We start from the raw sequence: 11,938 nt of genomic DNA on the forward strand, positions 1-11,938 counted from the left end.
GATTACTCATAAGAATAAAGGGCAACACCGCCTTTGGCATAAAGGCGTACTGGGTTGGCGTTTGGGTCTAATAAAGATAGATCTTTATTTATACGGGTGAAAACCAGTTCTCCGCGTTGTGGTTCTCTGCGAGGAACAATAGCGTCTCTATAAACTGAAAAACTGGGCATGTTGATACCATAGCTAACAACAGGGCCACCCAATTTTTTAGCCAGCAGCGCTGCTTCTCTCACAGGTTCTTGCTGAGCAGCGCCCAATAAGGGGAGAAGCAGAAAATTAAATGCCAGCATAGTGCCTGCTGCACCCATTAAAAGCCTTGAAGGGTAATCTGTTTTTCTGAACAAAAATAATGAAATGACTATGCATAACCCGATAGCCGTCATTGCTTGAAATATGATGCTGTATTCGAGTACTGCAAGTTCCAGTACTGCTATATCAAAAGGCTTGCGTGATTGGCTTGCCGCATAGTCAAACAGTAGTGGCAATAGGCTCACAAATAGTATGGTTAGGGCGGGAGGAAGCAACGACAAAAAACCTACATTAAGCAGGTGTCTTGCCATCAAAAATAGCACCGGTGTCATACCGTAAAGAATGTAATGTGGAAGTTGCGTTTTTGAGAATGAGAAAATCGCTAATACTAATAAAAACCAAGTAAGTAGAAATAACTCAAGCTCTTTGGGTCGTTGCTTAAACAGTGATTTAATCACTGGTGCTATTAACCCGGTAAAAGGTGTCAATAGCAGTGGTAGTAGCATGACATAGTAATAAGGTTTACCACCGTGGCTTTCCATGGTGCTACTGAAGCGGTCAATATTGTGTTTTAAGTAGAACCCTTTAAAAAATTCCCACCCTTGATCGAGATAGACAGCTATGTGCCATGGAAGGACGATAATGAAAAAGGTACCGAGAATAATGGGATGAAAAACAGCTTTTAGCCAGTCTTTGAGGCGCCCTTCGGAGGTGAATAAAACAAAGCTGGCAATGAGTGGTAGGGCGCAAGCAATAGGGCCCTTAGTTAGGAAGCCTAGTCCCAACCAGATACCTATCCGAAATAAGGTGCCATTATCGGCACGTTGATAATAACGGTAGATATCAAAGAATGCGGCGCATAATAAAAAGTTCAGTAGTGCGTCTGCAATAGCGGCTTTAAAAATAATACTGGCCAGTGGCAGTGAAGCCAATAGCCATACTATCAGCCGTGCTTCAGTTTCATTTCTTTGTTCTTTAACAAAGCGGTAACTTATCCAAATCCAGGCAAGTGCAGCTAGACATGATGGCAGCCGTAGACTCAAAGTGCTGAGGCCAAAATTTGAAACGCTAAGGGCTTGCAGCCAATAGATTAGAATAGGTTTGTCGTGGCGAGGCACTCCATTCATGTATGTAGAAACCCAATTTCCGGTTTCTAGCATTTCACGAGTGGCGGTAGTAAAAGCACCTTCATCCAGATCGAATAAAGGCAACCAAGCCGCATAACCAAAAGTACTGACAAGTGCCAGCACTATTAAGACAGGTGTGGATAACAGGAGCTTGAATAGCCCCTGTTGTGGTAGTACGTTATTCACTCCAGCCCCTTTGTGTTGGCGCATTAGGAGAGGGTCGTACGGGCATTTGAGCATGTGCAGTGCTGCGAGTCAGAATTTCTGCTAATACCCCGGTGGTCACTAACTGAGCACTGGTCATTACAAACAAAATGCCGGTGAAGAGTAATGGGCGATTCCCGATATCTTCTTCAGTAAATAACTTCACACCAAACAAATAAGTAAGAATTAAGCCGCCAATAGCGCCTAAAAACAAACCGATCGATCCAAAGAAATGGCCCGGGCGGCGTGAAAAACGCATAAAGAAGAACACGGCTAGCAAGTCTAGAATTACGCGAATAGTACGTGAGATACCGTATTTAGATGTGCCGAACTGGCGAGCACGATGGTTAACGGGCATATCGCTAATACGATCAGGGGACGTGACACAAGCAACCCAAGCAGGAATAAAGCGATGCATTTCACCGATTAAGTGAACCTGTTTGATAACCCATGAGCGGTATACTTTGAGGCTGCAGCCGTAGTCATTAACATACACGCCAGTGTTTTTACGAATTAACCAGTTGGCAATACGTGATGGCAGTTTTCGATTGATCGCGCCATCTTGGCGATCTTTACGCCAGCCGCTGATCATATCCAGGTCCCGCTCTTCCAGTGCAACAATCAGCTTAGGAATATCAGCGGGATCATTTTGCAAGTCCCCATCCAGTGTTGCTATCAGGTCTCCGCGTGCGGCATCAATACCTGCTTGCATTGCAGCCGTTTGGCCGAAGTTGCGGGCAAAATGAATAGCGTTAATGTGGCTGCCATATTCAGCAACTGCTTTATCTAGTGCCTGAGTCGTACCGTCGTTACTACCGTCGTTAACAGCAATAAGCTCCCATTTTCCGGGATAATCTTTTAGCGCTGCATGTACTTCTTCCATGAACGGCTTGATGTTCTCTTCTTCATTATAAAAAGGAACAACAACCGAAAGGCTTTGGCTGCATGGGTCAGTAGAAGCATGGTTTGCTTCGTGAGTAGTTGTACCTTCAGGTGTATCAATTGTGTCGATCATATTGAGATATCCTCTCTCGTTGGCTTAGCAACGGGAATCCAGAAACATAACAGAGCAAACAGCGAAGTTGCCCCTAGTATAAACAGGTGTAAGTTAACGGCCAGCCCCAACACATCTGAGCTGAGTAGTCCTATGGGGGCCAGTCCAGCCATAAAAGCGGCTTCAAAACTACCGCTTCCAGCAATACCATGGACGGGTAATATACTACTTAGTTCCGCACCTAATACACCAGCGAGTGCTTCAAAGGCGCTGAGTGACTGTAATGCACGGGTAATCATGATAAGTGCAGCGAGTTTGCAACCCCAAGACAGAAAGGTCCAGATCACAACGCGCACGAACTGCTGCGTATCCTTGGGCGCTGTGAGTTGTAATTGCTTAACGATGGGCTCGATTTTTGGGTAAAAAGAGTGCTGGATAATCCAAATGCGCCCTTTGGTTCGATAAATAGCATAAATCAAAAGTAATGAAACGATACCTAGAGCGATTCCAATAAGCGCTAATGTCGGGAAAAAGTAGCTGAAAGTGATGACGATAAGTGTGCCTGCAATCATCAAATCTAATATTCTAAGCCATGCTAAACGCGCAAGGCCCTCAGCAAACCCTACCGAAAAATAACGTTTCATTAGTATAGGGAAAAGTCCCTCACCTAACCGCATTGGCAGCATGTTGTTTGCGTATAAGTGTAAAACGCTCAGTTTTAATACGGCTATAAAGCGCCCGTGTAGTGAGGGTTGGCAAAGATCGTATATACGCCATGCACGTAATAAATAGCTACACGCAAAAAGAGCCAGTGCTGGTAATAATGTGCTGCTAGGCACTGCTTGCCATTGTGTTAACACTGCTTTCCAGCCAACAATGTACTCAACAGCAATTAACATAATGATAAAAATCAGAATGCCAAGTAACCAGGGTAAGCGTTTGCGTTTTGAAAACAGGCTTTCTTGAGTGTCTGTTTGCATATCTTCTATACGAAAAGTGACAAAGTTGAGCATTGTACCTTTTGCATAAGGGATATGGCAGCGATAATGGTCAGGAATATAACCAAATAGAGGTGTTCGAGTGCTGAGCTATCAACATGGCTTTCATGCCGGGAATTTTGCGGATGTGCATAAGCACATGATACTGGCGTTAATGATTGAAGCACTTAATGCTAAGGATAAACCGTGGAGCTATCTTGAAACGCATGGCGGTTGTGCGCTTTATGATCTGTCAGATGAGCAAGCTCAAAAAACGGGTGAGTTCCTTGAGGGTATTAACAAGCTTTGGGGTAACGGTAATATTCCTGAAGCATTTCTCCCCTACATGGAGCAAGTAAAGGCTGTAAACACTGAGACCGCTTTGCGGTTTTATCCAGGTTCACCATCGATAGCGTCTATGATGGCTCGCCCGTCAGATCGCTTAGCTGTAATGGAGTTGCACCCCGCTGAGTACCAACGTGTCAAACAGCATTTTAAGCGTCAGCCACAAATGGCTGTACACCATCGAGATGGCTATGAAGGCGTGATGTCAATGATGCCGCCCAAGCCTAATCGCGGTCTGGTCTTGATTGATCCGTCTTACGAAGTGAAAACAGAATACAAGCAAGTAGCTAAATTTGTGAAGCAGTTGTTGACGCGTTGGCCAAATGGGAGTGTTGCTATTTGGTACCCACTGTTGAAAGCAAGTCATCATCAAGAAATGTTGGACAACATTGCTGCATCAGGTATTCGAAAGGTCTATCAATCTGAGTTCTTCGTAAAGGGTTCTGACTCACAACGGATGTACGGAAGCGGTATGTTGCTGATTAATCCTCCTTGGCAACTTGATCAAAAGATTGATTCGCTCATGCCATGGCTGTATCAGAGTCTGGCAGCAAAGGAGGCAGGTGAGCCACAAAGTCAGTGGCTCGTGCCGGAGTAAGTACTTAATAAAGTGCAGTTTCGTCTTTAACAATGTCTTTTAACAGATCAAGAAACATTTCATCAGCTTCGCTGTGTTCTATAGGGATTTTGACGTTAGTAAGTGAAGACAGCTCCTCCGCAATAAGAACATTAGCGTTAGGGCTGTTGAGGTGTTTACGCGCTATATCCTTAGCAATAGTGCATATTTCAGGTTCAGAAAATACTTTACGAATGAATTGAGTGAGCTCTTTAATGACTCGCTCTTTGTTTTTTATTTCGGCAATGCTCATTGGGTAATCTCCAGCTTTTTTCAGACAATATAACCTGACTTTCGTCTATGTGCATCTGCTGTATGCAAAGTGTGTTCCTAGAGTTGATCAATAGTGCGCAAAATGCGAGAATGTTGGGCTGTTTTTCTTCGCTCGTTTGCAGTAGGAAATCCCGACACAAATGGCGAAATTAATGTTAGCAAATTGAGTTAGTAAATTCTTTTTAAAACATTATAAGCACTACCCAGCTTAAGTTTCAGAAAGTCTGCCGGTTAAGATGATCCTTAGCCTGCATTCATCCGAACATGGGCCATTACACAAGGTGTGCTTTTGGTTTTCCGCTGTTCTTGCGTCATCATCGCACAGCGGCTTTAACATGTTCATTATTGCAGAATCTCTGAACTGTTTACTCACCGACGAGGTCGGTGTCGACTAGAGGGTAAGAAAGTGGAATTACTATCAGGCGCAGAAATGGTTGTTCGCGCTCTTCGTGACGAAGGTGTGAAATTTATTTACGGATACCCAGGCGGAGCCTTGCTTCATGTCTATGATGCGATTTTCCAGCAGGAAGAAGTAGAACATGTTCTTGTGCGCCACGAACAAGCGGCAACTCATATGGCCGATGCATATGCGCGTGCTACCGGTAAGGCGGGTGTTGCGCTAGTAACATCTGGACCGGGAGCAACAAATGCGGTTACAGGTATCGCAACGGCTTATATGGACTCAATACCAATGGTGGTTATTACTGGACAGGTAATGAGTCACTTGATTGGAGAGGATGCATTCCAGGAAACGGACATGATTGGTATTTCTCGCCCAATCGTGAAGCATAACTTTAGCGTTAGTCATGCTGAAGAAATCCCTGAAATCATCCGTAAGGCATTTCATATTGCACAAACAGGGCGTCCGGGTCCTGTGGTTGTCGATATCCCCAAGGATATGACCAACCCGACAGACCGTTTCCCCTATGTGTTTCCAAAGCAAGTGAAGCTGCGCTCTTATAACCCTGTGACTAAAGGTCATAGTGGTCAGATTAAGAAAGCATTCGATTTGTTGATGAGCGCTAAACGCCCAGTTATCTACGCAGGTGGCGGCGTTATCATGGGCGATGCTAGCGAAGAATTAACTGAGCTGGCTCAAGCGTTGAACTACCCAGTGACTAACACATTGATGGGGCTTGGCGGATATCCTGGAACGGATCGCCAGTTTGTTGGCATGTTGGGAATGCATGGTAGCTATGAAGCGAATATGGTTATGCACCATAGTGATCTTATTTTGGCTATTGGGGTGCGTTTTGATGACCGTGTTACCAATGGTGTTGATAAGTTCTGTCCAACAGCAAAAATTGTTCATATTGACGTAGATCCTGCATCTATTTCTAAAACAATTCGTGCGGATGTGCCAATTGTGGGTCCAGCTAAGTCTGTTTTGGACGAGCTGTTGCAGCTACTTAAAGCTAGCAAGAAGACTCCTGATGACGAAGCTAGCAAAGCTTGGTGGGCACAGATTGATGAGTGGCGTCAGCGCCATGGCGGTCATTACCGTACGGATGATTCTGAGAAGATGAAGCCGCAACAGGTCATCGAAATGCTTAGCAAGGTGACCGGTGGTGATGCATATATCTGCTCGGATGTTGGTCAGCATCAGATGTTTGCTGCACAGTATTATAAGTTCAATAAACCTAATCGCTGGATTAACTCTGGTGGCTTGGGCACGATGGGTTTTGGTCTGCCGGCAGCGATGGGTGTGAAAATGAACTTCCCAGATGCTGATGTTGCCTGTGTGACAGGTGAAGGTAGTATCCAGATGAATATCCAGGAGCTGTCAACCTGTAACCAATACAATATCCCAGTCAAGATTATTTGCTTGAATAACGGCTCGTTAGGAATGGTTCGTCAGTGGCAAGATATGAACTACGAATCTCGTCATTCTCAGTCTTATATGGAATCATTGCCTGATTTCATGAAGCTGGTTGAGTCGTATGGGCACGTGGGTATTAAGGTTGAGAAATACTCGGAGCTGGAAGCTGCAATGGAGAAGGCTTTTGCAATGAAAGATCGTTTGGTATTTATGGATATCACGGTTGATCAGCATGAGCATGTATATCCTATGCAAGTGCCGCGTGGTTCTATGCGCGACATGTGGTTGAGCAAAACGGAGAGGACTTAAATATGCGACATATCATTTCTGTTCTTCTTGAGAACGAGCCGGGAGCTTTGTCTCGTGTCGTTGGATTGTTTTCTCAGCGTAACTTCAACATCGAGTCGTTAACAGTAGCGCCGACAAATGATGAGACCTTGTCTCGTCTGACGGTAACTACCGAAGGTGATGACCGTGTTGTTGAGCAGATTACTAAGCAGCTTAATAAACTGATTGATGTTGTTAAGGTTGTTGATTTGACTGAAGGCGAGCACATTGAGCGTGAGCTGATGATGATCAAATTCAAGGCTTCGGGCGCATTTCGTGCTGAGGTTAAGCGTACGGCGGATATTTTTCGTGGCCAGATTATCGATATTACGCCCAATACTTATACTGTGCAGTTAGTGGGCTCTAGTTCAAAATTAGACGCTTTCATTGATTCACTAGGCTCTACTAGCATTATGGAAGTAGTGCGTTCGGGAGTGTCTGGTATTGCGCGCGGTGAGAAGGTGTTGAGTCTGTAACATCGTAAAGTGATCCTCAAAAAGCCGTTCCATAGTGGAGCGGCTTTTTTGTATCTAAATCAATTATAACGCAGAGTGAGAAAGCTGATGGGAGCTCCTTTTCAGGTAGCGAGTAAAGTTCGCGATTACGAATTGGATATGCAAGGCATTGTTAATAATGGTGTGTATTTCAATTATTTAGAGCATGCGCGGCATGAGTTTTTACTAGCGAACGGCGTGGATTTTGCGGCTTTAGCGGAGCAGAGTATTCACCTTGTCGTTATTCGTTCGGAGATGGACTATAAGGCTTCTTTAAAGAGTGGCGATGAATACGTAGTCAGTGTGACTGTCGAGCGTCTCAGTAAAGTTAAATTTGGTTTTAGGCAGCAGGTGGTTCGTTCTTCCGATCAAAAGCTGTGTGTGAGTGCGTTAGTTATCGGTACTGCGCTGAATAAAAGAGGGCGTCCTTACCTTTCTCCTGAAATAGAAGGCTTGTTTGGAGAATAGATTAGACCTAATAAAGGTGGCTTGATGGTTAAGGGAGGCTAGTTTTTATTTGGCTCCATAGTGCATTAATCAGTGGATTCTTGAGTTTTTTTTCTAGTGTAAATAAGCCTACTTCGTATGGTTTTAGCTTGGGAGTGACGCAAAGGATCTCAATTTTGTCTGCAAGAGGGCTATTGTCGAGCACTATTTTGGGTACCACACCTACGCCAAAGCCTAGGCTAACCATGCTGACAATGGCCTCGTTACCAGCTACCTGTGCGTAGATGTTAGGTTTTGTTTCTAGCTGTCGGAACCATTCATCGATTCGATCTCTGGAAACTCCGCCCTCGGAAAGAATCATGGGGACATGGCTCCATTGTTCTGTGCTGAGCGGTAAAGTAATCGCTTCAGATTGAGCGCTGCTCTTTTTAGGCGCGATAAATAACAGCGGAGAAATACCGATAGGCTTGAACGTTAAGTCTTTAGGTAGCTGGTCTGGTTTAGCTGCTATCGATATGTCTTCTTCGTTATTTTGTACTCGGCTAAGCGCAAGGTCCGGGTCTCCCGTATGTAGTTTTATTTCGATGCTAGGAAAATTTTGTCTGAATTGGCTAAGAATGTCATATAGGAAACTATAGCTAGCTGTGACGGAGCAGTAGATGCTGACTTCGCCACGTAGTTCTTTGGCTTCTTCTAGTAATGTGTTCCTTGTTAGCTCCCATTGGGCGAGTGCATCTCGGGCATAGGCTTGAAACAGCTTGCCTTCATGAGTCAGTTGTACACTACGGTTATCTCTTATAAATAAAGAAACTCCGACTTCTTCTTCTAATTGCTTAATGGTGCGGCTTAAAGCTGATGCGCTAATATGACAAAAGGCACTGGCGCGTCCGAAGTGGAGTGTGTCTGAGAGGCTGAGAAATAGTTGAAGAGTCCGTGTATCCATATGATGATTATTACATAAATCTGATGCTGTCTGGCCAGAAGTTCTGAAGCATAGAGAATAAGTTTTTAAAAAGGATGTGAGTACATATTGTTGAATATAGAGGGTTGTATTTTGCTATGTCGTATTCGGTATAGGCCTTAAGTGCATTTTTAAAGCGCTTGGGTCTGCTTGAGTGTTAAATAAACGCAGTGTTTAAGTGTAGATGATGAGTTTGATATTCGAGTATTGTTTGCTTGATAAGCTATCGAACTGTTTAATGGCGCTGTAGAATAACCCCTTTCCTAATGAATAGTGATGTTATGACTGAAGAAAATAACTCTTGTCCTGAAGATGAATCTGCCTCTGAGTCAGAGGTTAAACCTCGACGCGGTATCTATTTGTTGCCAAATTTATTTACAACAGGGGCGTTGTTTTCTGGTTTCTATGCTGTAGTCGCAGGTATGAATAGCCAGTTCGAAGCTGCCGCAATTGCGATTTTTGTGGCAATGGTTTTGGATGGGCTTGATGGTCGTGTTGCTAGAATGACAAATACATCCAGTGCATTCGGTGCTGAATATGACTCTTTGTCTGACATGGTTTCGTTTGGTGTTGCGCCAGCTTTGGTTACATTTAGCTGGGTGTTAGGTGACATAGGAAAGATCGGTTGGTTTGCGGCATTTATTTATGTTGCATGTGCGGCTCTTAGGCTTGCGAGGTTTAATACTCAAATTGGTTCTGTAGATAAACGCTATTTTATCGGTTTGCCTTCGCCAGCGGCAGCTGCTGCAGTGGGTGGTTTGGTGTGGGCGGCTACCGAGTATGATATTGACCCGGCTCCTTATGCTTATATTATTGCTCTTTATGTCGCATTAGCAGGCATTATGATGGTGAGTAATGCGCTTTATAATAGCTTTAAGGATATCGATCTGAAGGGTAAGGTGCCGTTCGTGATTTTGGCGGCAATTGTATTAGGTCTGGGTGTGATCTCTATCGAGCCTGCGTTATTTCTATGGGTTTTGTTTCTGGTGTACAGTGCTTCTGGGCCTGTTATGTGGCTATTGCGCAAAAGGAAAAAGGTATAGTACGGAATTATTTATAACTTTATGGTCTAAATTTTCATTGGTATAAATAATGGAAATTGAAATGTTAATTAAAAAGGCTGAATTAATAAAAAGCTCAGAGATAACGCCTGAAAGTATTTATAAGCAGCGTCGTCTCTTTATGCAGGGTTTGGCAGGGACTGCAGCCTTGCTTTCTTCTGGTATGGCCTCCGCACTTTCCAAATATGACTTCGATGAAGATTGGCCTGTATATGCAGGTCCTGATTGGATGCAGTCGTCTATCAAAGCTGCTGAACGTAATAGTAATTTCTCTTCAAGTGAAAAGCCTGCTCCTTATCCGGATGTTATTTCTCATAATAATTTTTATGAGTTTGGGCTTGGTAAGCAAGACCCTAGCCGTAAAGCTCAGCAGTTTAAATCTGACCCTTGGACGATAGAGATTGAGGGGGAGGCTGAAAAGGTTGGTAAATTTGCCTTAGAAGATTTGATAAAGCCGCATAAGTTTGAGGAGAGGGTTTACAGGCTGCGTTGCGTTGAGGCATGGTCGATGGTGATTCCTTGGCTAGGTATACCTTTGGCGGATCTTTTAAAGCAATTTAAGCCTACTAGTAAGGCTAAATTTGTTGAATTTACTACGCTTTATGATCCGCAGCAGATGCCGGGGCAGAAAGCATTGTTTAGTTCTCTTGATTGGCCTTATGTTGAAGGGTTAAGAATAGATGAGGCGATGAATCCTTTGAGCTTTTTAGCTACAGGGATTTATGGTCAGGCTTTGCCGCCACAAAATGGAGCGCCGCTCAGGCTGGTTGTTCCTTGGAAATATGGTTTCAAAAGCATTAAATCCATAGTGAAAATCCGCTTCACTGAAGCGATGCCAAGATCAACTTGGAATTTAACCGCACCGAAAGAGTACGGCTTCTTTGCCAATGTAAACCCTGAAGTTGATCATCCGCGATGGACGCAGGCATCTGAAAGGCGTTTGCCTTCATCTTTGTTTTCGCCAAATCGTATTGAAACATTGCCTTTCAATGGTTATGCGGAAGAAGTCGCTCATCTCTATAGTGGAATGGATTTACGTAAATGGTTTTAGGTATTAACCCTGCAAAAAGCAAGTGGGTGTGGTGCTTTGTTTTTTTCGGATTATTCTTTCCGTTGTTAATGTTGTTCTATGACATTTACGCGCAGCAGCTGGGAGCTGATCCTGCAGCAGAAATAGTTAAGTACCTGGGCACCTGGGCCATTATCTCATTTTGGCTAAGCCTTTGGGTGACACCATTACGTCGTAGGTTGTCGCTCGCTTGGCTTGTGCGGTTTCGTCGTATGCTCGGCTTATATGCATTCTTTTATAGTGTATTGCACTTGTTGGCGTTCGCTACATTTATTGTGGGGTGGCGATTTGAAATATTGTTGCAGGAGTTTTCAGAGCGCCCTTATATTATAGTGGGTGCTGCAGCGGTGCTATTGCTGACGCCGCTTGCCATCACCTCTACAAAAAAAATGCAGAGACGTTTAAAGAAACGTTGGGTTCAATTGCACAAACTTGTTTATCTTGTTTCAATTTTAGTAATGGTCCACGTTATCTGGATGGTCAGAGCTAGTTACGAAGATGTCATCATATACGGAGGATTTCTAGCGGTTGCTTTGGTCGAGAGAATTTATTTTCGTTATAAGAAGAGTAAGTCGTTGAAGAAGGTTTAAATACCGCTTGATTGCTAACTAAAGGTGCCCTTGTGGCGCCTTTGTTGTTTTAGGGCTTTTATGGCAAATAAATGACTTTTTTTAGGCTGGGGTGTTGACTCCTTTGAGGGTGTCTGTAGAATGCGCACCTCTTCCCAAGGAAGCCCCTCAAAAGGGTGGCTTAGATGAGAAGATGCTGGTTTTTAAGTTCTTGATAATTAACATCTTTTCAAGATTTTTAGATTAGTAGTTGGTGTCTGGTTTTGCAGCCAAATGAGTTTCAGAAAGTTGCAAAATAAAGGTTGACACCAGCGAGGCGTTCGGTAGAATATGCGCCTCACTTGAACGACACGTTCAAGCGCTCTTTAACAGATTGGTCAGATAATTCGTGTGGGCGCTTGTCAGG

The 11,938-nt window shown here is 44.0% G+C and carries 12 protein-coding genes; 7 read left to right on the top strand and 5 right to left on the bottom strand.

All coding sequences use genetic code 11. The features are described from left to right. Positions 1-2 precede the first annotated feature (2 nt). From G511_RS0115325 to G511_RS0115335, 3 genes are read right to left on the bottom strand one after another with little or no spacing between them, the layout of a single operon-like run. Positions 3-1,562 (bottom strand): ArnT family glycosyltransferase, encoded by a 1,560-nt coding sequence (locus G511_RS0115325; protein ID WP_028470419.1) that lies wholly within the window; start codon positions 1,560-1,562, stop codon positions 3-5. Continuing rightward, the gene (locus G511_RS23095; protein WP_084629127.1) at positions 1,555-2,595 is read right to left on the bottom strand and encodes a glycosyltransferase family 2 protein; all 1,041 of its coding nucleotides are present in this window, start codon (positions 2,593-2,595) and stop codon (positions 1,555-1,557) included. The genes G511_RS0115325 and G511_RS23095 overlap by 8 nt, the downstream gene beginning before the upstream one ends. Beyond that, the gene (locus G511_RS0115335) at positions 2,592-3,587 is read right to left on the bottom strand and encodes a lysylphosphatidylglycerol synthase transmembrane domain-containing protein (protein WP_051222118.1); all 996 of its coding nucleotides are present in this window, start codon (positions 3,585-3,587) and stop codon (positions 2,592-2,594) included. The genes G511_RS23095 and G511_RS0115335 overlap by 4 nt, the downstream gene beginning before the upstream one ends. 67 nt (positions 3,588-3,654) lie before the next feature. Here G511_RS0115335 and G511_RS0115340 point away from each other — a divergent pair, with 67 nt between their 5' ends. Further along, positions 3,655-4,494: a 23S rRNA (adenine(2030)-N(6))-methyltransferase RlmJ gene (locus G511_RS0115340; RefSeq protein ID WP_028470421.1), complete on the top strand. Its 840-nt coding sequence runs from the start codon at positions 3,655-3,657 to the stop codon at positions 4,492-4,494. Between the two features lie 4 nt (positions 4,495-4,498). On the opposite strand, the gene G511_RS0115345 is transcribed toward G511_RS0115340, so the two are convergent. Next, positions 4,499-4,765 carry a hypothetical protein gene (locus tag G511_RS0115345; RefSeq protein ID WP_028470422.1) on the bottom strand — a complete coding sequence of 89 codons (267 nt, stop codon included), beginning with the start codon at positions 4,763-4,765 and terminating at the stop codon, positions 4,499-4,501. Between the two features lie 426 nt (positions 4,766-5,191). Between G511_RS0115345 and G511_RS0115350 the strand changes: the two genes are divergently transcribed. The 3 genes from G511_RS0115350 to G511_RS0115360 all read left to right on the top strand — a co-directional run bounded on the left by G511_RS0115350 (position 5,192) and on the right by G511_RS0115360 (position 7,893). After that, positions 5,192-6,913, top strand: a complete 1,722-nt coding sequence (locus tag G511_RS0115350; protein WP_028470423.1) for an acetolactate synthase 3 large subunit — start codon at positions 5,192-5,194, stop codon at positions 6,911-6,913. 2 nt (positions 6,914-6,915) lie between these two features. Then, entirely contained in the window at positions 6,916-7,407 is a 492-nt protein-coding gene (ilvN, locus tag G511_RS0115355) for an acetolactate synthase small subunit (protein WP_028470424.1), read from the top strand. An 87-nt stretch (positions 7,408-7,494) separates the two neighbouring features. Further along, positions 7,495-7,893 (top strand): acyl-CoA thioesterase, encoded by a 399-nt coding sequence (locus G511_RS0115360; protein WP_028470425.1) that lies wholly within the window; start codon positions 7,495-7,497, stop codon positions 7,891-7,893. A 28-nt stretch (positions 7,894-7,921) separates the two neighbouring features. Here the strand turns inward: G511_RS0115360 and ilvY are convergent, their stop codons facing one another. Further along, on the bottom strand, positions 7,922-8,815 hold the full coding sequence (ilvY, locus tag G511_RS0115365; protein ID WP_028470426.1) for an HTH-type transcriptional activator IlvY: 894 nt from the start codon (positions 8,813-8,815) through the stop codon (positions 7,922-7,924). A 299-nt stretch (positions 8,816-9,114) separates the two neighbouring features. On the opposite strand from ilvY, the gene pssA reads away from it, so the two are divergent. The 3 genes from pssA (at position 9,115) to G511_RS0115380 (ending at position 11,553) form a co-directional block, all read left to right on the top strand. Beyond that, positions 9,115-9,876, top strand: coding sequence for a CDP-diacylglycerol--serine O-phosphatidyltransferase (gene pssA / locus G511_RS0115370; protein WP_028470427.1), 762 nt, complete (start codon positions 9,115-9,117; stop codon positions 9,874-9,876). Positions 9,877-9,937: 61 nt separating this feature from the next. Then, positions 9,938-10,945 carry a protein-methionine-sulfoxide reductase catalytic subunit MsrP gene (gene msrP / locus G511_RS0115375; RefSeq protein ID WP_028470428.1) on the top strand — a complete coding sequence of 336 codons (1,008 nt, stop codon included), beginning with the start codon at positions 9,938-9,940 and terminating at the stop codon, positions 10,943-10,945. Further along, positions 10,936-11,553 carry a protein-methionine-sulfoxide reductase heme-binding subunit MsrQ gene (locus tag G511_RS0115380; protein ID WP_028470429.1) on the top strand — a complete coding sequence of 206 codons (618 nt, stop codon included), beginning with the start codon at positions 10,936-10,938 and terminating at the stop codon, positions 11,551-11,553. Before msrP ends, G511_RS0115380 begins: the two co-directional genes overlap by 10 nt. Positions 11,554-11,938 lie beyond the last annotated feature (385 nt).

This window comes from Neptunomonas japonica DSM 18939 (assembly GCF_000422765.1).
GTDB classification, from domain to species: domain Bacteria; phylum Pseudomonadota; class Gammaproteobacteria; order Pseudomonadales; family Balneatricaceae; genus Neptunomonas; species Neptunomonas japonica.

What these genes read in the sequence shown, in the direction of transcription:
- G511_RS0115345 (WP_028470422.1), bottom strand. Translation starts at nt 4,765, where the DNA reads ATGAGCATTGCCGAAATAAAAAACAAAGAGCGAGTCATTAAAGAGCTC.
- G511_RS23095 (WP_084629127.1), bottom strand. Translation starts at nt 2,595, where the DNA reads ATGATCGACACAATTGATACACCTGAAGGTACAACTACTCACGAAGCA.
- G511_RS0115360 (WP_028470425.1), top strand. Translation starts at nt 7,495, where the DNA reads ATGGGAGCTCCTTTTCAGGTAGCGAGTAAAGTTCGCGATTACGAATTG.
- pssA (WP_028470427.1), top strand. Translation starts at nt 9,115, where the DNA reads ATGACTGAAGAAAATAACTCTTGTCCTGAAGATGAATCTGCCTCTGAG.
- ilvN (WP_028470424.1), top strand. Translation starts at nt 6,916, where the DNA reads ATGCGACATATCATTTCTGTTCTTCTTGAGAACGAGCCGGGAGCTTTG.
- G511_RS0115335 (WP_051222118.1), bottom strand. Translation starts at nt 3,587, where the DNA reads ATGCTCAACTTTGTCACTTTTCGTATAGAAGATATGCAAACAGACACT.
- msrP (WP_028470428.1), top strand. Translation starts at nt 9,938, where the DNA reads ATGTTAATTAAAAAGGCTGAATTAATAAAAAGCTCAGAGATAACGCCT.
- G511_RS0115380 (WP_028470429.1), top strand. Translation starts at nt 10,936, where the DNA reads ATGGTTTTAGGTATTAACCCTGCAAAAAGCAAGTGGGTGTGGTGCTTT.
- ilvY (WP_028470426.1), bottom strand. Translation starts at nt 8,815, where the DNA reads ATGGATACACGGACTCTTCAACTATTTCTCAGCCTCTCAGACACACTC.